Here is a 22,295-nt window from a genome sequence, read left to right as displayed (position 1 = left end):
GGGCCGCAACACCGGGTTGCGGCAGGCAGGACAGCTGCGCTGTCCATCGCCGGCAAGCCGGCTCCTACAAGGATGCTGTTTCAACGCAAAATAACCTCAAGCTCGGTCCTGTAGGAGCCGGCTTGCTGGCGATGGCGTCAACTCGGGCAACACCACTCGTCGGGCCGGGCTCAGCTCAATTCGATGCGATCGGCATGGATCACAATCTGCCCTTGCTTGTAGAGCGCACCAATGGCCTTTTTGAAGTTGCCCTTGCTGACCCCGAACAAGCCACTGATCACGGTTGGATCGCTCTTGTCGCTGACCGCCAGCACACCGTTGTTTTCACGCAACTTGGCGAGGATCTTGCTGTTCAGGCTGCCGGAAGCTTCCTCGCCCACGGGTTGCAGGCTCAGGCTGATCTTGCCGTCGGGGCGAATCTCCTTGATAAAGCCTTTTTCTTCTTTACCGGCTCGCAGGAACTTGAACACTTCGTTCTTGTGAATCAGGCCCCAGTGCTTGTTGTTGATGATCGCCTTGAAACCCATATCGGTCGCTTCAGCCACCAGCAGGTCGACTTCCTGGCCGAGCACGTAGCTCGCCGGAGTCTTGTCCAGGTAGCGATCCAGGCGGGCCGTGGCGGTGATACGACGGGTATGCTTGTCGAGGTAGACATGCACCACGCAATAGTCACCGGCGCTCAACTGGCGCTTCTCTTCGGAATACGGCAACAGCAGATCCTTGGGCAATCCCCAATCGAGGAATACACCGATACTGTTAACTTCCTTGACTTTAAGACTGGCGAATTCTCCGACTTGAACTTTGGGTTTTTCCGTGGTGGCAATCAACTTGTCAGCACTGTCCAGATAAATGAAAACATTGAGCCAGTCTTCATCTTCACTGGGAGTATCCTTGGGGATATAACGGTTGGGCAGAAGAATCTCGCCGTCCGCGCCACCGTCCAGATACAAACCGAAATTAGTGTGTTTAACCACTTGCAAGCTGTTATAACGCCCGACTAAAGCCATTTCCAATACCCTCATTGCGTGGCTGGCATTCTACCCGAGTTTGACGGCGCTGTTTCACAGCGCTTGCCACCTGCTGAAAAGCCCTCTGCAAGGCTTGATTTTCAAGGGTTTGCCGACAAAAGCCTGGCCGTTCGTCAGACCGCCGGCGGCGCTCACCCTTGAAAACCTACCCTTTCGCGGAAAATATCGAGGCCTGGTTGCGAGTTAAAACAGTAGCTTAGCCAACAATAACAAGGCCTACGCGCAGCTATTGCGAACACCCCTTACCTTTGCGCTGGATATTTATCAAGCAATTGTCAAGCCTTTCAGGTAGAATGATCGATCCAGTTAATATCTACACAGGTTAATGGCCGCCATGCGCGTAAAAGCATCGAACAGCAAAGCAAAGCCCGCTCCAGCCGTTGAAACCAGCGATTCGATCAACGAGCAAATTGCAGCTTTCCTGAAATCCGGCGGCGAAATCCAGCAAATTGCCAAGGGTGTCAGCGGCCAGACTTTCGGTCCGTCGAAACAGATCACCCTCGGCAAGAAGTAATTCCCTCCGCGCAACACCCAAGCCACTCTGCGCTTTGAACCTCAAGGCGCAGGGCTGAAGCGACACTCCCGCCCCCGCTGTACACACCGCGCCGCTCGATCCGCGCGCGAGCCGCTGTGCGCGAGCATCCGCCTGTCGTCATCGCTGGTAACCATTGCGCGATTGAACCACTGGCCGCATAAGCGTTCCATGGAGAAATGTCCTCAGCAGGATTCATCCATGTCGCACCGGCTGACCGCCCTCTTCTGGCTGCTGCTTCTGAGCCTGGCACTCGCTGCCTGCTCGCGGGTCAGCCTGGCCTACCGCAACCTCGATGTGATCATCCCCTGGACCCTTGGCGACTACGTGGACATGAACCGCGGACAGAAGGACTGGTTCCGCGAGCGCCTCAAGGAGCACCTGCACTGGCATTGCACCACGCAATTACCGAACTACCTGGACTGGCTCGACCGCGTGCGGCAGATGGTCGAAACCCGTCAGGTCACCGATGCCAGCGTGCAGGCCCGCACCGCCGAGGCCCGCCAGGCCATTGCCCAGGTGGCACGGGCCGTCACGCCTTCGGCGGTCGAACTGCTGCGGGGCCTGAGCGATCAACAAGTGGCCGAGATGAGCCAGGCCTTTGCCAAGGACCAGCGTGAGCATCGAGCACAATACGTGGAGCCGCCCCTCGACGAACAGATCCGCAACCGCGCCGAGCGCATGAGCAAACGCCTCAAGGGCTGGCTGGGGCCATTGAGCCTGAGCCAGCAACAACGCATCACGGCCTGGTCCGCCAGCCTGGGGGAGCAGAACCGGCTCTGGGTGGCCAACCGGACGAACTGGCAGACGCAATTGAGTGAAGCCGTCGAACAGCGCCAACGCGCGGACTTCGCGCAACGGATCGAACAGTTGCTGCAAGATCAGGACAGCCTGTGGACCGCCGAGTACCGTCAGGCCCACGAGCGCTCGGAGCGAGCCACTCGTAGCCTGTTGGTGGAGCTGATGGCCGAGAGCAACGCCGACCAGCAGGAGCGGCTGCTGAAGAAAATCGACGAAATGCGCCGGAACTTCTCGGAGCTCAAGTGCCTGAAAACCGCTCAGGCCAAGTAAAGAAAGACCTCCGCCTGGCAAGCCGGCTCTCACAGCGACCACGCGGATCAGCTGTTCCGGCAGGGGACACTGTTCCTCCCGTCCTCCCTAGAGGCTGTCGCTGGTGGAGAACCCGCCACCGCTCCCGGAGGAACTGGACGAGCTATCGGAATTGGAGCCGCCCGACGAACTGCTCCCGAAGAAGCCGCCTGAGCTACTGTGCGAGCGACTACCCCGACTGCTGCTCGGACTGGTAGTGCTGCGTGGGCTGGGGGCAACCTGGATGAACTGGCGACGGTTATCCACCTCACTCACCACCTGGGAGAGTGATATCGCGCCCTGCATGAACCCGACGAGCAGCCCATCAATATCCACATTCCGATAGTCGTAGCGGGAACTGATCAGCCCCCCCGACTGCAACGCACGCTCCAATTGCCGGGCTCGCTCATAGCTCTCCTCGACGTCCCGGCACTGCCGCTCCAGAGACGGCACGCGCAGCTGTAGCACTTCCAGCTCAGCGCGTAAATCACGCACCCTGCGCACCAGTTCGTCATCCTGCGAACCCTGGGTCTGTCCGGCCAGTTGCTCCAGGCTCACGTCCGTCATCTCGGCCAGTTGCCGGGACAACAGCTCGGACGCCTGGGCGAAAAACTCGTCGCGCTTGCTGGCATATGGCGCCAGACGCTGATGAATCATATTGGCCTGCGCCTTGCCCGCTTCCAACGCCTGCTGCGCTTGCCGCTGACGCTCCTGCAACAGCGGCATATCGCTGGCGGACAGGGCACTTTGATGCAGTCGCGCGCGCTCGGCCTCCTGGGCCGCGCGGTTCGCCCGACGCTCCTTGCCCAGCGCTTCATTGGCGCGCTGCATGGCCAACAGCGTGCGCTCGGCGGCATTGTTCTGGGTGAAATTGCACAGACGCGCCACCCAACGGTCCAACCCACGCCAGACAAACTTGCCGACATAAGCATCGGTACCGAATCCGCGCTCGCGAAGGTAGACATAAAACCGGTCGGCCTGGAAGGCCTGGAGCTTGAGCCAGCACTCATCCCGCAGTTCCTTGTAGGACTGCTCGTCGGCAGCGCAGACCAAGGCGGCCTGTTGCTGGTAGCGGAGGTCTTGCTCGACTTGTTGATCGAGGCCGCCGGCCAAGGTCTCCAGTTCTTCGGCCAAGCTCGCCAGTGCCTGCAACTGCCCGGCAATGCCCTCCTCCACCTGCGTCAGGTCCTGACGCAGAGCGGCCTCGGCCTGCTCGCGCTGGTCGAGCAGGCGCTGGACCTCGGCGGAAAGCGGCGCAGCGCCGGACAACTGATAATTGGCAATATGCGGGAAGGCGTTGCCGATCCCCTGCTGCAGGCGCAACGCCTGATCGTGCGCGGCGGACAACTCAAGCTGCAGTTGGCGCAGCTGGGCCTCATGGTTCCGGGAGTTGTCACGTAGGGAGGCTTCTATGCGGCTCGCGTTCATTACCACTCCAGGATGTAATCAGGTTTGGTTTTGACCGGTCCTTTGACGAATGCAAAGGACAGCGAGTTGGCCGCCTTTTTCCCCATCAGGCGATCATCGACGAGACCATCCGCCAGCTTGTCGTTCCGGGCCGTCTGATAGGTGGCCTGATTGACCCGCACGCCAAACATCGAGGCATAACGCCGCTCTCCGGTCTCGACGCTGCTGATCGGCAGCGCGACCACATTGCCCGCGGCGTCGAGCGCCTCGACCAGCAGGTACCAGCTCTTGCCTCCGGTCGGATCAAAATTGCGTTCAACCATTGATTTCTCACCGGTACGGCTGACCACTTCCAGGGTCAAGGGCGTCGCTGCTACCGTCCGCAGCTGCTCGACCTCCTTCAGGGCCTGCTCGGCAGCCGTTGCATTCAGGTCCTTGATGGCTTGGTCGACCTTGGCAAACAGTAGCTGGAACTGCTCGCCATCGGCCTGGCTCAAGCCCATCTTGCGCACCTGGTCCCGTGCGCCTTGCCGTTGCGTGAACGAGGGCCTGATCGCGCTCGCTTGCGCATTCAGCGCATCCAACTGAGTCGCCAGCGCCTGCAAATCGGCACTGTCCTTCTTCAGACTATCGATCGCCGAGTCGACCCGTTGGGAGTCTTGCCCACGACTCTGCTCAGTGACCTGCAGCGGCAGCGTGACCTGCTCTACCGCGCGGGCCTTCTCCAGCAACGGCCCGGCCTGTTCGAGTAGCCGTTGTGTCGCGGGCATATTCGCAACCAGCGCGTCAGCCCCCAACGTGGAGAGCCGTTTTTCCAGTTGCTCGCGCAACCCGATATGGCCGGCAATCAGCTCCCGAGCCTGATCCACTCGAATCTGCGCACCGCGCACCGCTGCCCGAGCAAAAAACCCCGAGACCGGCGTTGCAATCAGCACCAGCCACAGGCCCACCCCCAGCACAGTCACCGTGGGCAGCAGCCAGCGACCGCGATTAATGTAGGCCCGCGCCAGCAACCTGGCCAACGCACCGATCGGCGCCGAAGCCTGATAAGTCAGGCGGTTGGCAAAAAAGTTGCGAACGCCCTCTTCGACCAGAGCGTCCTCCACCTCGACGCCCTTGGCCCGGTAAAACTCGCGAATCTGCTCGGCCACCCGCAGGCGATGCTTGGGCAGGTCCAGCTGTTTCTGCAGTTCGGCCTGGCTGAAACGCATCTCGTCGATCAGCGCCATGGCCCCCATCTGCTCGGTGAGGGAGACAAGGTTGCTCACTTCAGATCCCCTTTTGCAGGAGCGCGCTGAAGCGACGCTTGCTGTCCTCGGTGATCGACTCGATTTCCGCCGCCGCCGCCGAGGACTCCTTGCGCAGCTCCTGGATCAGGCTCAGGCTGCTGGCCTGGAAGTCCACTACGGCCTCGGCCAGGGCCTTGACCGAACTGGCCTTCAGGGTCGAGCCGTAACCGGCCTTGAGCGCCGCATTCAACTGCTCGCCGCCGACCTTGGCCTGGATCTCGAGGCTGGAGTTGATCCCCTGGTTCATCGCATTCAGGGTGTTGGTCACCTCGGCCAACCCACCGGACGAGGTAAAGCCCGCCGCCAGTCCGGTCAGGACAATCTCGTTGGTGGCGAAAAAGCTGACGGCACGCTGGTACAACCGCTCTTTCACGCTGTGGTACTGGCTCAGGCGCGCGAACACCAGTTCGGCCGCGTTGTAGGCGGTCTTCAGCTGATCGGCGATATCGGTGATGATCTGGTAGCGTTTGTCCTCGTCCTGCAGGTCACGCAAGGCAACATCCCGTGCCAGCTCAAGCTTGGCCCGTTCGCTGGCGTCCAACTCGGCGCCTTCCAGGGCCGCCCCGGCCTCGGTCAAGCCCTGGCGTCCGCTTTCCATCTTCGCCTGGGCGATTTTCTGCACCTCGCAGGCATCCACCTCGGCTGATTTCATCGCCAGGCGGTAGTCCTGATAGGCCTCGAGAATCAGGGTTTCCAGCTGGATCTGCTCATTGGCCGACTTCGCCACATCCAGGTAGTTCTTGCGAATGCTCTCGAAGCGATCCGGAATCGAGCCGCGGCGCATATTCATCCAGCCCAGTTGGATGCGTTCAGAGAATTGCAGCTTGCCGTCGGCCATCCACTCCATCATCTGCCGGGCATCGGTCTGGATCGAATCGAAGCTGGCGGCGATATCGGCATAGCGGGTGCTGACATCCATGCTCTGCAACTTGTCGCGGACCACGGCGTTGAACACCGTGGACTGTTGCAGGGTGGCGGCGATGGCGGTGACTCGGGTGGCGTCATACACCGACACCTTGTCCAGCAGGGCCAGTACCGGGGCATTCTGGTCCGGAAAAGTGATGCCGATGGAGCGCAAGGCAGACATGGAGCGTTCGAGGTAGTTCATGAGCATATCCCTATATGGAGCCTTCCTGGGCTCCAACATCCTGCCGACGTGAGCGCGAAATACTAACAGAGCAGCGTAATCTTTTACCAAAGAGCCATTACCGCCCCGTGGCTTGAAGGACAGTGGCGGGGCGATGCCTGTGGGAAAAAATTCCCTACTTGAGCAAGGTGCTTTTGTGGGAGCGGTGCTTGCCCGCGAAAGGGATGCCACGGTTTTTCAGATACACCGCGTTATCGTTCTTCGCGGGCAAGCACCGCTCCCACAAAAAATGCCAATGCCCCGATCAGTCGGGGCATTGGCAGGGAGGCAACCGCTGTTCTGCGTTCTCACGCAGCCGGTGGCGGGTTATTCGGCAGCCGGCGCTTCCGGCTTACGGCGCTTGAGCGGCGCCATGCCGTCCTTGCTGACCAACGACAGGGCATCGGTCTTCGGTCGGTTGGCGATCTTGCGCTTGGTCGGGGCCTTGGCGGCCGACTTCTTCTTGTCACCCTTGACGTCGGTCTTTTTCTTTTTCACGCCTACAGCCTTGCCCGAAGCCTTGACCTTCTTCGGTCCGCCGTAGGTGCCTTTGACTTCCTTGATGGTCCGGCGCTCGAAGCTCTGCTTGAGGTAGCGCTCGATGCTCGACATCAGGTTCCAGTCGCCGTGGCAGATCAGCGAGATCGCCAGGCCGTCGTTACCGGCACGCCCGGTGCGACCGATACGGTGCACGTATTCGTCGCCGCTGCGCGGCATATCGAAGTTGATCACCATGTCCAGGCCGTCCACGTCCAGGCCGCGAGCGGCGACGTCGGTGGCCACGAGGATCTTCACCCCGCCCTGCTTCAGACGGTCGATGGCCAGCTTGCGGTCCTTCTGGTCCTTCTCGCCGTGCAGCACGAAAGCCTTGTATTCCTGGGCTACCAGGCGGCCATAGATACGGTCGGCCATGGCCCGGGTATTGGTGAAGACAATGGCCTTCTGGTAAGTCTCGTTGGCCAGCAACCAGTTGAGAATCTGCTCTTTGTGCTGGTTGTGGTCGGCAGTGATGATCTGCTGGCGCGTGGTGTCGTTCAGCTGGCTGACCGCATTGAGCTGCAGGTGCTCGGGGTTGTTCAGAACCTTGGCGATCATCTCGCGCAGGCCGGAACCACCGGTGGTGGCGGAGAACAGCATGGTCTGCTGGCGGTTCGTGCATTCTTCCACCAGGCGCTGTACGTCTTCGGCAAAGCCCATGTCGAGCATGCGGTCGGCTTCGTCGAGCACCAGCACTTCGACTTCTTTCAAGTCCAGGTTACCGGCGTTCAGTTGCTCGATCATCCGCCCCGGGGTGCCGATCAGGATGTCCGGCACCTTGCGCAGCATCGCCGCCTGGACCTTGAAGTCCTCACCGCCGGTGATCAGGCCGGACTTGATAAAGGTGAACTGGGAGAAACGCTCGACTTCCTTGAGGGTCTGCTGGGCCAGCTCGCGGGTTGGCAGCAGGATCAGGGTCTTGATGCTCACGCGCACCTTGGCCGGACCAATCAGGCGATTGAGGATCGGCAGGACGAACGCGGCGGTCTTGCCGCTACCAGTTTGCGCCGTCACCCGCAGGTCACGCCCCTGCAACGCCAGCGGAATGGCCGCGGCCTGCACCGGCGTTGGCTCGACAAATTTAAGCTCGGCCACGGCTTTGAGCAGGCGTTCGTGCAGGGCGAATTCGGAAAACACGGGTGCTACCTCGAAGAAATACAAAATATCAGCGGCATAGGGTAACGGTTTCGAGCGCCGAGGCCGAGTTTCTTTGTGAAAAGCGCGACAAACAGCGCGGTTTTTGTGCGCTGAATGCACTGGCGCGACGATATTCGGTCGGGGTCTGGCTCATCTCCACGCGAAAGTGCCGATTGAAATTGGAGAGGTTGCAGTACCCCACCTCGAAACAGATCTCGGCCACCGACATCTGTGTCTGCTGCAACAAACGACAGGCGCGCTGGACCCGGAGCTTGCGCATCAGGTCGATAAAGCCGTGCCCGGTAATACGTTTGAAAAACCGTGAAAAGCCCGGCTCGCTCATCCCCAACTGCCCGGCGATCACCGACAGCCGGACATCGCCGGTCAGTTCTCTGAGCAGGTAATCGAAAGCTTTATGGATACGCTCGGAGCTTTTCGCATCCAGAGCAGGCATATAGCAGGTGCTGGCCAGACAGCACGCCTCAGTCGCCGGCGCACTCGCCAGGGTGTTCAGCAGTTGCAGGAACATCAGCAAACGCGGCAAACCCTGGGCAGGACCGATGGCCTCCAGTAGTCGTGCCGCTTCAAGCGCCGTTTCGCCGGTAAACTCCAGGCCGCGCCGGGCACGCTCGAACAACACCTGCAACTCGCCAAGTTCAGGCAGGGCTTCACGCAGGGCCAGCAGCGCCGCGCCGTCGAATTGCAAAACCACATCGCGCCCCAGCAGTTGCTCTCCCGGCGCCAGGTCGCCCATCCAGTCATGGGGCAGGTCCGGCCCCATCATCGCCACGTGGCCAGCGGCAAACGCACCGATGTAATCACCCGCTACCAGTTTGCCGCTCCCCTGGCGAATCAGGTGGATTTCGTATTCGGGATGATGATTCCAGCGTGCAAGCGCATAGGGGTAGTCGTGCTCGTACCAGCGAAAACTGTGTTCCGGCTGCGGCAGGATGACTTCCAACTCGGCTGGAGGCTGCTCGAATAGCGCGGCGCGGCGATCAGGCATGGTTTGCCCCTTTTTATAGTTCTGAACAGCAACATAGCCGGATCAAACCCAGTTCGCTACTCAACGCATCACCTATAACTGGTACTTTTTTGATCCGGTCGGAGACAGGCCGGCACGATTAAAAAAGTACCGATTTCTCGTCCTCAATGCGTTTGTTGCGCCCTCTGCGAGCTGGTGTAATCCAATCGTCCCCTGCTGCGGTCCATCACGTTTTTGCCCAGCCGCGGCTTACAACAACAATAATAGTTCCGCGCCACCGGCGTGGAGTGGAGAGCATTATGAAGACCCGCCATCACGCGCTCATCCTGTCCGCAGGTTTGTCTTTGGCCTGTGCCGCCCAAGCCGCCGAAAGCATCACCATCGCGACGGTGAATAACAGCGATATGATCCGCATGCAGCGGCTCTCCAAAATATTCGAAGAGCAGCACCCCGAGCTCAAACTGAATTGGCTCGTGCTGGAAGAGAACGTCTTGCGGCAAAGGCTGACAACCGACATTGCGACCCAAGGCGCACAGTTCGACGTCTTGACCATCGGCACTTACGAGACCCCGCTGTGGGCCGCCAAACATTGGTTGGAGCCGATGAAGGACCTGCCGGCAGCCTATGACGTCGCCGATATCTTCCCGGCGGTGCGCCAGGGCCTTTCGCTCAACGACACGCTCTATGCCCTGCCCTTCTACGGTGAAAGCACGGTCACCTATTACCGCACGGACCTGTTCAAGCAGGCCGGGCTGAGCATGCCCGAACATCCGACCTGGACCCAGCTCGGCGAGTTTGCCGCCAAGCTGCACCATCCCGATAAAGAGCAATACGGCCTGTGCCTGCGTGGCAAGGCCGGTTGGGGCGAGAACATGGCGCTGCTGAGCACCCTGGCCAATACCTTCGGGGCGCGCTGGTTCGATGAGCAATGGCAACCCGAATTGACGGGACCGGAGTGGACCGCCGCGGCCAACTTCTACGTCAACACCCTCAAGCATTACGGCCCGCCAGGCGTCTCAAGCAATGGTTTCAACGAAACCCTGGCCCTGTTCAACAGTGGTAAATGCGCCATCTGGGTCGATGCGAGCGTCGCCGGCTCCTTTACCACGGACCCGACGCAAAGCCGGGTCGCCGACACGGTGGGCTTCGCCCCGGCGCCGGTCGAGGTCACGGATAAAGGCGCGTCCTGGCTGTATGCCTGGTCATTGGCAATACCCGCGACCTCCCAGCACAAAGAGGCCGCCAAGGCGTTCATCACCTGGGCCACATCGAAAGACTACATACAACTGGTCGCCGACAAGGATGGCATCACCAATGTGCCGCCGGGCACCCGCATCTCCACCTACAGCGATGCCTACCTGAAGGCCGCGCCCTTCGCCAAAGTCACCCTGCAGATGATGCAGAACGCCGACCCTGCCCACCCGTCGGCCAAGCCCGTGCCGTATGTCGGTATCCAGTACGTGACGATTCCCGAGTTCCAGGCCATTGGCACCTCGGTGGGCAAACTGTTTGCCGCCGCGCTCACCGGCCAGATGTCGGTCGAGCAGGCGCTGAGCGCTGCGCAAATCGCTACGGTCAAGGACATGAAGCGCGCGGGCTACCCGAAAAAATAGAGGCCGACGGTCAGCCGCGGCGCCTGGCAGCGGCTTGATTGAACAACCTGCAATGCCCCACCGGGCAATTCACTTTCGCGAACGGGAAGCACATCTGATGAAACGACTTGAAGGAAAAAGCGCGCTGGTGACAGGGTCGGCCCGAGGCATAGGCCGCTCATTCGCCGAGGCCTACATCCGCGAAGGCGCCAGCGTGGCGATCGCCGATATCAATCTTCAGCGCGCACAGGCCACGGCCGTCGAACTGGGCCCAATGGCTTACGCGGTGAAGATGGACGTCACCGATCAAACCTCTATCGAGGACGCCATTGCCGCGGTGGTTGCCCAGACTGGCAAACTCGACATCCTCGTCAATAACGCCGCGCTGTTTGATTTGGCACCGATCAGCGAGATTACTCGTGAAAGCTACGAGCGCCTGTTCTCAATCAACGTGGCCGGCACTCTGTTTACCCTGCAAGCCGCCGCGAAGCAGATGGTCGGCCAAGGTCATGGCGGCAAAATCATCAATATGGCCAGCCAGGCCGGCCGTCGCGGTGAAGCGCTGGTCGCGGTCTACTGCGCGACCAAGGCGGCCGTGATCAGCCTGACCCAGTCCGCCGGACTGAATCTCATCAAGCATAAGATCAACGTCAATGCGATCGCGCCCGGCGTGGTCGATGGTGAGCACTGGGATGGCGTTGATGCCCTGTTCGCCCAGCATGAAAACCTCCCCCCGGGAGAAAAGAAGAAGCAGGTGGGAGCGCAGGTCCCCTATGGCCGGATGGGCACCGCTGAAGACCTGACGGGAATGGCAATTTTCCTGGCCTCGGCGGAGAGCGACTACGTGGTTGCACAAACCTACAACGTCGACGGGGGAAACTGGATGAGCTGATATCGGCGGCCGCCCTCGATCAACATCCCCTGCTGCAAACCGGGCTGGGCCTGGCGCTGTTGCTGATCGTGGCGTTGCTGCTCGGCCGGGTCGCGCGTTATGTGATCCTGCATGCCGCCCGGCTGCTCGGACGCCAACCGGCGCTGCACTGGGTCAACGATCTGCTGCAGAACAAGGTGTTCCATCGTCTGGCCCAGACCACGCCCTCGCTGGTGATCCAGTTCGGCCTGCACCTGGTACCGGAGTTGAGCAAGAACTGCCTGATCTTCTTCGGTAATATCGAGCTGGCCTTTACCTTCCTGTTCCAGGTACTGGCCATGAGCGCCCGGCTCAATGCCCTGCTGGATATCTACGCACGCACCGAACACGCCCGCACGCGCTCGATCAAGGGTTATGTGCAGTTGGCGAGGATGGTGCTGTTCGTGTTCGGCGCCATCGTCATCGTCGCCACCCTGATCGACCGTTCGCCACTGTTGCTGCTCTCGGGCCTGGGCGCCATGTCGGCGGTGATCCTGTTGGTCTACAAGGACACCCTGCTGTCCTTCGTCGCCAGCGTGCAGTTGACCAACAACGACATGCTGCGGGTCGGCGACTGGATCGAGATGCCCCAGGTCGGTGCCGATGGCGATGTGGTGGACATCACCCTGCACACGGTCAAGGTGCAGAATTTCGACAAGACCATCGTCTCGATCCCGACCTCAAGACCTGGAACGAGGCCCAGGGCGTGCCGCTGGAAATCTACTGCTTCACCCGCACCACCGTCTGGGCCGATTACGAGCGGATCCAGGGGGATATTTTCGACTACCTGCTGGCGGTGCTGCCAGAGTTCGGTCTGAGCCTGTACCAGCAGCCGAGCGGTAACGACCTGCGGGCCGGGATGTTGCCAGCGCTATTGGGCGCCAGCCATATTCCCGAGCCGCGGGAGCATGCGCTCTAGGCCCTGAGCGGACGCGCGCCCAGGCGGCTGACCCACACCGCCGCGAGGATCACCAGGCCACCGAAGAACAGCCGCCCCAACGGCTCATGCTGGTTCCAGATCAACAGATTGATCAGCAGCCCCACCGGCACATGCAGATTGTTCATTACCGCCAGCGTGGCGCCATTGACCAGGCACGCACCCTTGTTCCACCAATACATCCCCAGCGCCGTGCTGACCAGCCCGAGGAACACCAGCACGGCCCATTGCAACGGGGCCTCGGGCAGGTAGTTGGCCTTGCCGAACAACAAAAACGCCGGCAACGCCACCGCCAACGCGCCCAGGTAGAAATAGCCGAAACGCCGGTAATGCGGCAGGTCGCTGGGGTGCCGCGCCACCAGGTGCTTGTAGAGCACTTGCCCGGCGGCATAAGTGAAGTTGGCCAGTTGCAGCAGCAGGAAGCCCATGAAGAAATCCGGATTGATCCGGTCGTAGCGGATCACCGCCGCACCGGCCACCGCCACCAATGCCGCGAGCAAGGCCCAGGGGTTGAAGCGCCGGTTCAAGGCATCTTCGATCAGAGTCACGTGCAAGGGCGTGAGAATGGTGAACAGCAGCACCTCCGGCACCGTCAGCACCCGGAAGCTCAGGTACAGGCAGACGTAGGTGACGCCGAACTGCAAGGCACCGATCAGCAGCATGCCGCGCATGAATGCCAGCTCCACCTGGCGCCAGCGGGTCAAGGGAATGAACACCAGGCCCGCCAGCAGCACCCGCACCAGCACGGCGAAGTAGCTGTCGACATGACCGGCCAGGTACTCACCGATCAGGCTGAAGGAAAATGCCTGGAGCAGCGTGACGAAAAGTAGATAACCCATGAATGCCTCACCAATGTTGTCGCCCGCCCCGCCGTCTTGTAGGAGCCAGCTTGAACTGGCGAGGGCGATTGTCCAGGCGAGGGCGATGTCGGCCATCAGATCGCATCGCCAGCAAGCTGGCTCCTACAGGTTACGTGGGGATTTCAATATTCCATGCGGGCTTGCCGCTGAATGGCCGCGACCTTAGCGACTTTCCGCCGCACAAGGAATCCGGGGCGAAAAAAAACCCGATCGGGCTGGGCGGCCGGATCGGGTTGCATGCACTCAGGGAGCAACCAGTGCAAAGGGAGGTTCGCGCGTACAACTTGAAGGGGCTACTTGAAGATCTGTTGCTGACCACACTAAAACAATCGGCGATTAGCTGAACATTAAGCCTTCAAGCCACCTGGGCGATCCGCGCCTTGGCCTGGTTCAGGCCTTTCTCCTGGAAGTCGCCACCCATGTTCAGGCCTTCGGCGTGAATGAAGGTGACGTCGTGGATACCGATAAACGCCAGTACCTGGCGCAGGTAGGGTTCCTGATGATCGTTGGTGCCACCGGCATACAACCCGCCCCGCGCGGTCAGGACATAGGCTCGCTTGCCAACCAGCAGACCTTGCGGGCCGGTGTCGGTGTACTTGAAGGTCAGGCCGGCCCGCAGCACATGGTCGAGCCAGGCCTTGAGGGTGCTCGGGATCGCGAAGTTGTACATCGGCGCGGCCAGCACCAGCACGTCCGCCGCCAGCAGCTCGTCGGTCAGGTGGTTGGAGCGCTCCAGCGCCGCCTTCTCGATGGCCGTGCGCTGCTCGGCAGGCTTCATCCAGCCGCCCAGCAAGTGGCTATCCAGATGCGGCACCGGATCGCTCGCCAGGTCACGGACGCTGATCGGATCGCTCGGGTGGGCGGCCTGCCATTGACCGATGAACTGCTGGGTCAACTGACGGGAAACCGAGTCTTGCTGGCGGGCGCTGCTTTCGATGATCAGTACGCGGGACATGGGATGTAGGCTCCATCGCTAAGGGTTGTAAGTCGATGGAGTGAAGATTAAACAGCACTTAGCCGATAAAAAAGCCGAAAAAATGACTACAACCTATCTATAAATTTGTTGATAGGCGGAGCATGCTTGGCAGAGTGCTCCTCCGGTTTCATTTCGCCGTGCAGGTCAGGTCCAGGCGCAGCCGGATAATGCTGCGGGTGAATTTGACGCTGGCATTCTTGCTCTGCCCGGCCGCCAGGTCGAGCTTACGGGTCCGCGGGGCTTCGGGCCCATTGCGGAAGACCACCGTGCACAGGGCATCGGTTTTCCCGTAGTTGTTCACCTCAATGGTGCCGATATCCGTATCGGTATCGAAGGTCTTGTAGTCGATAGCGAGACCGTTGAGTTGTTTTTCGACTTCGATGGGATAAGCCCATGCCGTCAAAGGCAGCATGGCCAGCAACACACAACAGATTTTTCTCATTCGGCAGTCTCCATTAAGGACCGCCAGCTTAGGACAAGAGGAGCCCAACTTGAAAGCGCCCCGCGTGACCCTTGATCAATGGCGAACGCTGCAGGCCGTGGTCGATCACGGTGGCTTCGCCCAGGCCGCCGAAGCCCTGCACCGTTCGCAGTCGTCCGTCAGCTACACCGTGGCCCGCATGCAGGATCAGCTCGGCGTGCCGCTGCTGCGCATCGACGGGCGCAAGGCCGTGCTCACCGAGGCCGGCGGCGTGCTGCTGCGACGCTCCCGGCAACTGGTGAAACAGGCCAGCCAGTTGGAAGACCTGGCCCACCATATGGAACAGGGCTGGGAAGCCGAAGTACGCCTGGTGGTGGACGCCGCCTACCCCAATGCCCGCCTGGTCCGGGCGCTGACCGCGTTCATGCCGCAGAGCCGTGGCTGCCGCGTGCGCTTGCGCGAAGAAGTGCTGTCGGGGGTGGAGGAAGTCCTGCTCGAAGGCGTCGCCGACCTGGCCATCAGCGGCTTCAATATCCCCGGCTACCTGGGCACCGAGATGAGCGCGGTGGAATTCGTCGCCGTCGCCCACCCGGAACATGCCCTGCATCGCCTGCAACGTACGCTGACCTTCCAGGACCTGGAAAGTCAGCTGCAGGTGGTAATCCGTGACTCCGGCCGCCAGCAACCGCGCGATGTCGGCTGGCTCGGCGCCGAGCAGCGCTGGACCGTCGGCAGCCTGGCCACCGCCGCCACCTTTATCGGCAACGGCCTGGGCTTCGCCTGGCTGCCCCGACACATGATCGAACGGGAAATCCGGGAAGGCCTGCTCAAGGTGCTACCGTTGGATCAGGGCGGCAGCCGCCACCCGACGTTCTATCTGTACTCGAACAAGGACAAACCCCTGGGGCCGGCCACGCAGATTCTTGTCGAACTGCTGCGCACCTTCGACACCGCGCCGCTGGACGCCCCCTTCGCCGCTCCCCAGCAAGCCTGACAGGACATTGACCGATGGCCTATTTCGAACATGAAGGTTGCACGCTGCATTATGAGGAGTACGGCCAGGGCACGCCGGTGCTGCTGATACATGGTCTCGGCTCCAGCACCGAGGACTGGGAAATGCAGGTGCCGGCACTGGCCGCGCAGCACCGGGTGATCGTCATGGACATGCGCGGCCACGGTCGCTCCGACAAGCCCCGCCAGCGCTACAGCATCGCCGGGTTCAGCGCTGATGTAATAGCCCTGATCGAACACCTGCAGCTGGATCATCCGCACTTGGTGGGCCTGTCCATGGGCGGAATGATCAGTTTCCAGCTGGCGGTGGATCAGCCGCACATGTTCAAGAGCTTGTGCGTGGTCAACAGCGCGCCCGAGGTCAAGGTCCGCAAGCCCGGCGACTACCTGCAATGGGCCAAGCGCTGGAGCCTGGCCCGGCTGCTGGGCCCGAAGCGCATCGGCAAGGCCTTGAGCGTGATGCTGTTTCCCAAGCCCGAACAGGCGCCATTGCGGCGCAAGATGACCGAGCGCTGGGCAAGAAACGACAAATGTGCTTATCTCGCCAGCTTCGATGCCATCGTCGGTTGGGGTGTCCAGGAACGACTTGCACGGATCCTCTGTCCAACCCTGATCGTCAGTGCAGACCATGACTACACACCGGTCGCCCTGAAGGAAAGCTATGTCAAACTGATGCCCGATGCGCGTCTGGTGGTGATCGCCGATTCACGCCACGCCACGCCACTGGATCAACCCCAGGTCTTCAACCAAACCCTGCTTGAGTTTCTAAGCGCAGTCGAAACCACCACCCAGGATCACTGAACCATGCTGAAAAAAATCGCCCTGTTCACCGGCTCCGTATTGTTCGCCGCCAACCTGATGGCCGCCACCGAAGCCGTCAAGGCGCCCCATGTGCAACTGGTGACCACCAACGGCACCATTGAGATCGAGCTGGACCCGGTGCATGCGCCGATCAGCACCAAGAACTTCCTCGCCTACGTGGACAGCGGTTTCTATAACAACACGATTTTCCACCGGGTGATTCCGGGCTTTATGGTCCAGGGTGGTGGCTTCACCGCGCAGATGGCGCAGAAGCCGACCCAGGCGCCGATCAAGAACGAAGCCAGCAACGGCCTGCACAACGTGCGCGGCAGCTTGTCGATGGCGCGGACCTCGGATCCGAACTCGGCCACCAGCCAATTCTTCATCAACGTGAAGGACAATGACTTCCTCGACCCGGGCCGCGATGCCGGTTATGCGGTATTCGCCAAGGTGGTCAAGGGCATGGATGTGGTGGATATCATCGTCAATTCGCCGACCACCACCAAGCAAGGCATGTCGGACGTGCCGTCGGACCCGGTGTATATCAAGTCGGCCAAACGGATCGACTAATGGCAGGCGCAAGCTTCAGGCCGGCTGCCTGTGGCTTGCGCCGCTTCATCTTCAAGGAGAGCCCGCCTGACGGGCGTCAGAACCCATGCTCTATCGTCGTTTTGAACAACTGATCGATATCTTTCGCGACGCCCCCACTGCCGCTCCGCCGAACACCGTTCTGCCCTTCTACCTGTATTACCTGCGCCAGGTCTGGCCGAGCTTCGCCGCGCTGTTGATCGTCGGCTTGTTCGCCGCGCTGATCGAAGTGGCGCTGTTCAGCTACCTGAGCCGGATCATCGACCTGGCCCAGGGCACGCCCAATACCGAATTCTTCCAGGTCCATGGCCGCGAGCTGCTGTGGATGGCCGTGGTCGCCCTGATCCTGCGGCCGATCTTCTTCGGCCTGCACGACCTGCTGGTGCACCAGACCATCAGCCCGGGCATGACCAGCCTGATTCGCTGGCAAAACCACAGCTATGTGCTCAGGCAGAGCCTGAACTTCTTCCAGAACGACTTCGCCGGGCGCATCGCCCAGCGCATCATGCAGACCGGCAACTCGCTGCGTGACTCCGCCGTCCAGGCCGTCGACGCGCTCTGGCATGTGCTGATCTACGTCATCAGTTCCCTGGTGCTGTTCGTCGAGGCGGACTGGCGCCTGATGATCCCGCTGCTGATCTGGATCGCCGGCTACATCGGCGCCTTGTACTACTTCGTGCCACGGGTGAAGGCACGCTCGGTGATCTCCTCCGAAGCCCGCTCGAAACTCATGGGCCGAATCGTTGATGGCTACACCAACATCACCACCCTGAAGCTGTTTGCCCACACCCGTTTCGAGCAGCAATACGCCCGTGAAGCGCTGGTCGAGCAGACCGAGAAAACCCAACTGGCAGCCCGCGTGGTGACCAGCATGGACGTCGCCATCACCAGCCTCAACGGCCTGCTGATCGTCACCACCACAGGGCTGGCGCTGTGGCTGTGGACCCAGTCGCTGATCTCGGTCGGCGCCATCGCCCTGGCCACCGGTCTGGTGATCCGTATCGTCAACATGTCCGGCTGGATCATGTGGGTGGTCAACGGCATTTTCGAAAACATCGGCATGGTCCAGGACGGCCTGCAGACCATCGCCCAACCGGTCAGCGTCACCGACCGCGAACAGGCCCCACACTTGGCGGTCAGCCAGGGCGAAGTGCGCTTCGAGCATGTGGACTTCCACTACGGCAAACGCAGCGGGGTGATCGGCGACCTCAACCTGACGATTCGTCCGGGGGAGAAAATCGGCTTGATCGGTCCATCGGGTGCCGGTAAGTCGACCCTGGTCAACCTATTGCTGCGGCTCTATGACCTGCAGGGCGGGCGGATCCTGGTGGATGGCCAGAACATCGCCGAAGTCACCCAGGAAAGCCTGCGCGAACGCATCGGCATGATCACCCAGGACACCTCGCTGCTGCACCGTTCGATTCGCGACAACCTGCTCTACGGCAAGCCCGACGCCAGCGACGCCGAACTCTGGGAAGCGGTGTGCAAGGCCCGCGCCGATGAGTTCGTCCCGCTGCTGTCGGATGCCGAGGGCCGCACCGGCTTCGATGCCCATGTCGGCGAACGCGGGGTGAAACTGTCCGGCGGCCAGCGCCAACGCATCGCCATTGCCCGGGTGCTACTCAAGGATGCACCGATCCTGATCATGGACGAAGCGACCTCGGCCCTCGACTCGGAGGTGGAAGCAGCGATCCAGGAGAGCCTGGAAACCCTGATGGAAGGCAAGACCGTGATCGCCATTGCCCACCGCCTGTCCACCATTGCCCGCATGGATCGACTGGTGGTCCTGGAAAATGGCCGGATCGCCGAAACCGGCAGTCATGCCGAGCTGCTGGCCCATGGCGGGCTGTATGCCCGCTTGTGGCAGCACCAGACCGGCGGGTTCGTCGGCATCGATTGAACCCTGGCCGGCCTGGAGAGGACGGGTGAGCGATCAGGCCTGCCGGTAAGGCAGCGCCGCCCTCGCCTCTTCGGCGTAGGCCAGAATCCCCAGCCGTTCCTGCGCGAGGAAGTCCTTCACCGCTGTCCGCAGCCCCGGATGACGCAGGTAGTGCCAGGAGTGGGTGATCACCGGCTCGAAGCCGCGAATCAGCTTATGCTCGCCCTGGGCACCGGCATCGAAACGTTGCAGGCCCTGGGCGATGGCGTAGTCCATGCCCTGGTAGAAGCAGGTCTCGAAATGCAGTCGGTCGAACTCCGCCAGGCAGCCCCAGTAACGCCCGTAGAAACTGCCGTCGCCGATCAGGCTGAAAGCCATGGCCACAGGTCGTCCGCCCTGCTTGGCCAGGACCACCCGGATCGACCCGGGCATACGCTCGGCCAGCAGGCTGAAGAACTCCCGGGTCAGGTAGGGCGCCTGGCGGCGCACGGCGTAGGTATTGGCATAGCAGGCGTAGACAAAGTCCCACTGCGCCTCGCTCAACTCACGGCCTTCCAGCCATTGGAAATCGAAGCCCTGCCCGGCGACCTGCTCGCGCTCCTTGCGCATCTGCTTGCGCTTGCGCGAGCTCAGGGTATCGAGGAAGTCCTGGAAATCGCGGTAGCCGCGGTTCTGCCAATGAAACTGGCAACCGTAACGCTGCAGCCAGCCGGGTTGTTCGCCCAGGGCCGCATCGGCCAGGGTATCGGTGAAGTTGATATGGGCGCTGGAGAGTTCTTCGATCTCCAGGTAACCCGGCAGGGCGGCCAGCAGTTCGAAACCATCCTCGGCCTTGGCCGCCAGCAACCGCGCGCCGCTGACCGGGCTGAACGGCACGGCGGTCAGGAGCTTGGGGTAGTAGGCGATGCCCGCCCGCTCACAGGCCTCGGCCCAGCCGTGGTCGAACACATACTCGCCATAGGAATGCCATTTGCGATAACTCGGCAAGGCCGCCAGCAGCCGACCGTCTTGCACATGCAGCAGATGCTCCGGCTGCCAACCCGAGTGCGGGCCGAGACTGCCGCTGTCCTCCAGGGCGCTGAGGAACCCATGGCTGAGAAATGGCTGGCCATCCGGCACCAGCGCATCCCATTGCTCGGCAGCGACCTCAGAGAGGCTTTGCAGACGTTGTAACGACATCGATATCCCCAGGCAGGTGCAACACGCAGAGCGAGTATCGCGCAAGTGAGGCAGGAAGGGCGACCGGTAGAACGGAAAACCGATATCGACCGCGGAGGCTGTCGGGAAAGGAATATTAAAATCTATTTCATTGGACTTGAAAGTCGCCTGGGAACACCATTCCGGAAGGTTCCAGAACAGCGGCCGGGCTGTATTGCTGGGGCCTGGAGCCATACCAGTCAGTCAAGGTCGAGCACGGTTTCTGTAGGAGCTGGCTTGCCAGCGATGGCGGCGGCGAGTCTTGCATCGTCATCGCTGGCAAGCCAGCTCCTACAGGTTAGGTGGCGTTTTCAACAGGTGCAGTTTCTTATCCTGGCTATCGTTGGAAAATCGGAGAACGCAGAACCGCTGGGCGTGTCCAAAAGCCGGACAAAAAAAACGCCCCGCGCGACAGAGCGTCGAGCGGGGCGCCAAAAGAGCGGAGCTTACAACAGTGGAATCGTGTAGCTGACGATCAGGCGGTTTTCGTCCTGGTCGGTGGAGGCAACGGCGGTGCTGGTACGCCACATGGCGTTTTTCCAGGCGAAGCCGAGGTTCTTGAAGGTGCCTTCAGGAATCACGTAGGACAGGCTGATATCGCGTTCCCACTCGCTCTGGTTGCCAGCGGTGTTCTGGATATTGTCGCCGTGCAGGTAGATGATACCGGCGGTCAGGCCAGGTACGCCGACCTTGGCGAAGTCGTAGGCGTAGCGAGCTTGCCAGGTACGCTCGCCGGCACGGGCGAACTTCTGGATCTGCATGTCGGTGATGGTGCTGTTCGACGAGCCGTCACCCTGGTTCAACCATGGGAAGTCGCTGTCGCCTTTGGTGTACTGATAACCACCACCGAAGGTGTGACCGGCAACCGAGTACAGGGCCAGGTAGCTGTACAGGTCGTTGTCGACCTTGCCAGCGGTTTTGGGGGTGTTGTCTGGGAAGTAGCCGGAGGTGAAGTAGCCGGAAGTGTTGCCGTTGGCACCGTTGTCGCGGCTACGGTAGTAGCGCAGGTCGCTTTTCAGCACGCCAGGACCGATCGCCCAGTTGTGTACCAGACCCAGGAAGTTCTGCGAGTAGAAGTCTTTCAGCTCGCCGTAGTAGTACGAAGCGACCAGATCTTTGGTGATCTTGTAGTCGGCACCCGCGTACAGGAACTTGTTGCTGAACTTGCCAGTGTCGTAGTTGGAGCTTTTGTTGGCGCCAGCGATGGACAGGTCCGCGTCGTTACTCGAGTTACGGCCCTTGGCCTTCTCGACTTGGCCGAGAGTCAGGGTCAGGTCCTTGATCTCGTTCGAAGTGATCTGGCCACCGGTGAAGGTTTGTGGCAGCAGACGACCGTCGTTGTACTTGATTACCGGGTTGTTCGGCAGCAGCGTACCGATCTTCAGTTCGGTCTGCGAGACTCGGGCTTTACCGGTCAGACCCAGGCTACCGAAGTCATTGACCGCCTTGACAGGGTTTTTACCGCTGGTGGCTTCGGTCGGGAATACTGTACCGCCCGAGGAGCCCGTGGTCGCACCGTTGGAACCGCCACCGGTATCCAGTCGAATACCTTCCAGGGCGATCACATCAAGGCCGAAACCAACGGTGCCTTGGGTGTAACCGGAGTTGAAGCGCAGATCGAAACCTTGACCCCATTCCGAGGCCAGGCTCTGAGCGGGTTTATTGCTACGGTTATCGGTGTTGATGTAGAAGTTACGGATACCCAAAGTCGACGTAGCGCCGTCAATAAAGCCTTTCGCATCAGCTTGCCCGTCGGCATACGCCTGTTGGGACAAAACCCCTACGGCCACTGCCAGGGCCAAGGTGCACTTGTTCATTGTTTCGCTCCTCTTGGATTCAAACTTTTTCGGGTCTTTTCGTGGCGTCCGTTGCCATCACGCGGGTGCGCAGCCATTGCCGGGGCCTGACCTGCTTTGTTGGGAGGGAATCTTGGCGTGGGGTTATTTCAGCGCAGTTGCCAGGAGATTAAGGTTTTGTGACAGCGGAACTTTTT

General features: G+C 61.0%; 19 protein-coding genes and 1 pseudogene. 9 read left to right on the top strand and 11 right to left on the bottom strand.

Translation table 11 applies throughout. From position 1 onward, the window contains the following. Positions 1-170: 170 nt before the first annotated feature. Entirely contained in the window at positions 171-1,007 is an 837-nt protein-coding gene (locus AC07T0_RS02565; protein ID WP_494999709.1) for a CvfB family protein, read from the bottom strand. Positions 1,008-1,353: 346 nt separating this feature from the next. On the opposite strand from AC07T0_RS02565, the gene AC07T0_RS02560 reads away from it, so the two are divergent. Beyond that, entirely contained in the window at positions 1,354-1,542 is a 189-nt protein-coding gene (locus AC07T0_RS02560; RefSeq protein ID WP_176987101.1) for a PFL_1563 family small protein, read from the top strand. Positions 1,543-1,761: 219 nt separating this feature from the next. After that, positions 1,762-2,631: a DUF6279 family lipoprotein gene (locus AC07T0_RS02555; protein WP_494999708.1), complete on the top strand. Its 870-nt coding sequence runs from the start codon at positions 1,762-1,764 to the stop codon at positions 2,629-2,631. 87 nt (positions 2,632-2,718) lie between these two features. On the opposite strand, the gene AC07T0_RS02550 is transcribed toward AC07T0_RS02555, so the two are convergent. The 5 genes from AC07T0_RS02550 to AC07T0_RS02530 all read right to left on the bottom strand — a co-directional run bounded on the left by AC07T0_RS02550 (position 2,719) and on the right by AC07T0_RS02530 (position 9,151). Then, positions 2,719-4,077, bottom strand: coding sequence for a hypothetical protein (locus AC07T0_RS02550; RefSeq protein WP_494999707.1), 1,359 nt, complete (start codon positions 4,075-4,077; stop codon positions 2,719-2,721). Beyond that, on the bottom strand, positions 4,077-5,324 hold the full coding sequence (locus AC07T0_RS02545) for a DUF6384 family protein (RefSeq protein WP_494999706.1): 1,248 nt from the start codon (positions 5,322-5,324) through the stop codon (positions 4,077-4,079). Before AC07T0_RS02545 ends, AC07T0_RS02550 begins: the two co-directional genes overlap by 1 nt. Before the next feature lies 1 nt (position 5,325). Then, positions 5,326-6,453 carry a merozoite surface protein 3b gene (locus tag AC07T0_RS02540; RefSeq protein ID WP_494999705.1) on the bottom strand — a complete coding sequence of 376 codons (1,128 nt, stop codon included), beginning with the start codon at positions 6,451-6,453 and terminating at the stop codon, positions 5,326-5,328. A gap of 345 nt (positions 6,454-6,798) precedes the next feature. Next, positions 6,799-8,145, bottom strand: a complete 1,347-nt coding sequence (locus tag AC07T0_RS02535) for a DEAD/DEAH box helicase (RefSeq protein WP_494999704.1) — start codon at positions 8,143-8,145, stop codon at positions 6,799-6,801. Positions 8,146-8,173: 28 nt separating this feature from the next. Then, positions 8,174-9,151, bottom strand: a complete 978-nt coding sequence (locus AC07T0_RS02530; protein ID WP_494999703.1) for an AraC family transcriptional regulator — start codon at positions 9,149-9,151, stop codon at positions 8,174-8,176. A 278-nt stretch (positions 9,152-9,429) separates the two neighbouring features. Between AC07T0_RS02530 and AC07T0_RS02525 the strand changes: the two genes are divergently transcribed. The 3 genes and pseudogenes from AC07T0_RS02525 to AC07T0_RS02515 all read left to right on the top strand — a co-directional run. Then, positions 9,430-10,743 (top strand): ABC transporter substrate-binding protein, encoded by a 1,314-nt coding sequence (locus AC07T0_RS02525; RefSeq protein WP_494999702.1) that lies wholly within the window; start codon positions 9,430-9,432, stop codon positions 10,741-10,743. A 97-nt stretch (positions 10,744-10,840) separates the two neighbouring features. Then, positions 10,841-11,614, top strand: coding sequence for an L-iditol 2-dehydrogenase (locus AC07T0_RS02520; RefSeq protein ID WP_494999701.1), 774 nt, complete (start codon positions 10,841-10,843; stop codon positions 11,612-11,614). Next, a pseudogene (locus AC07T0_RS02515) lies at positions 11,602-12,318 on the top strand (mechanosensitive ion channel domain-containing protein); the annotation flags it as partial. The gene AC07T0_RS02520 and the pseudogene AC07T0_RS02515, both read left to right, overlap by 13 nt. Before the next feature lie 229 nt (positions 12,319-12,547). On the opposite strand, the gene AC07T0_RS02510 reads toward AC07T0_RS02515, so the two are convergent. The 3 genes from AC07T0_RS02510 to AC07T0_RS02500 form a co-directional block, all read right to left on the bottom strand. Next, positions 12,548-13,408 (bottom strand): carboxylate/amino acid/amine transporter, encoded by an 861-nt coding sequence (locus tag AC07T0_RS02510; protein WP_494999700.1) that lies wholly within the window; start codon positions 13,406-13,408, stop codon positions 12,548-12,550. A 376-nt stretch (positions 13,409-13,784) separates the two neighbouring features. Then, positions 13,785-14,384 carry an FMN-dependent NADH-azoreductase gene (locus AC07T0_RS02505; RefSeq protein ID WP_494999699.1) on the bottom strand — a complete coding sequence of 200 codons (600 nt, stop codon included), beginning with the start codon at positions 14,382-14,384 and terminating at the stop codon, positions 13,785-13,787. A gap of 148 nt (positions 14,385-14,532) precedes the next feature. Beyond that, the gene (locus AC07T0_RS02500) at positions 14,533-14,847 is read right to left on the bottom strand and encodes a 3-phosphoglycerate kinase (protein ID WP_494999698.1); all 315 of its coding nucleotides are present in this window, start codon (positions 14,845-14,847) and stop codon (positions 14,533-14,535) included. 49 nt (positions 14,848-14,896) lie between these two features. Here AC07T0_RS02500 and AC07T0_RS02495 point away from each other — a divergent pair, with 49 nt between their 5' ends. From AC07T0_RS02495 to AC07T0_RS02480, 4 genes are all read left to right on the top strand, one after another. Next, entirely contained in the window at positions 14,897-15,820 is a 924-nt protein-coding gene (locus tag AC07T0_RS02495; protein WP_040065166.1) for a PA3225 family LysR-type transcriptional regulator, read from the top strand. 14 nt (positions 15,821-15,834) lie between these two features. Then, positions 15,835-16,638, top strand: coding sequence for an alpha/beta fold hydrolase (locus AC07T0_RS02490; protein ID WP_494999697.1), 804 nt, complete (start codon positions 15,835-15,837; stop codon positions 16,636-16,638). 3 nt (positions 16,639-16,641) lie between these two features. Next, a complete protein-coding gene (locus tag AC07T0_RS02485; protein ID WP_494999696.1) occupies positions 16,642-17,208 on the top strand; it encodes a peptidylprolyl isomerase in 567 nt (188 codons plus the stop codon). 85 nt (positions 17,209-17,293) lie between these two features. After that, a complete protein-coding gene (locus AC07T0_RS02480) occupies positions 17,294-19,126 on the top strand; it encodes an ABC transporter ATP-binding protein (RefSeq protein WP_494999695.1) in 1,833 nt (610 codons plus the stop codon). Between the two features lie 33 nt (positions 19,127-19,159). Here AC07T0_RS02480 and AC07T0_RS02475 read toward each other — a convergent pair whose 3' ends face one another. After that, positions 19,160-20,284: a GNAT family N-acetyltransferase gene (locus tag AC07T0_RS02475; RefSeq protein WP_494999694.1), complete on the bottom strand. Its 1,125-nt coding sequence runs from the start codon at positions 20,282-20,284 to the stop codon at positions 19,160-19,162. Between the two features lie 464 nt (positions 20,285-20,748). Then, positions 20,749-22,119 carry an OprD family porin gene (locus AC07T0_RS02470; protein ID WP_494999693.1) on the bottom strand — a complete coding sequence of 457 codons (1,371 nt, stop codon included), beginning with the start codon at positions 22,117-22,119 and terminating at the stop codon, positions 20,749-20,751. Positions 22,120-22,295: the final 176 nt, after the last annotated feature.

It is taken from the genome of Pseudomonas sp. GW821-FHT04D07 (genome assembly GCF_059420225.1).
This window is presented reverse-complemented; position numbering and strand designations above follow the sequence as displayed.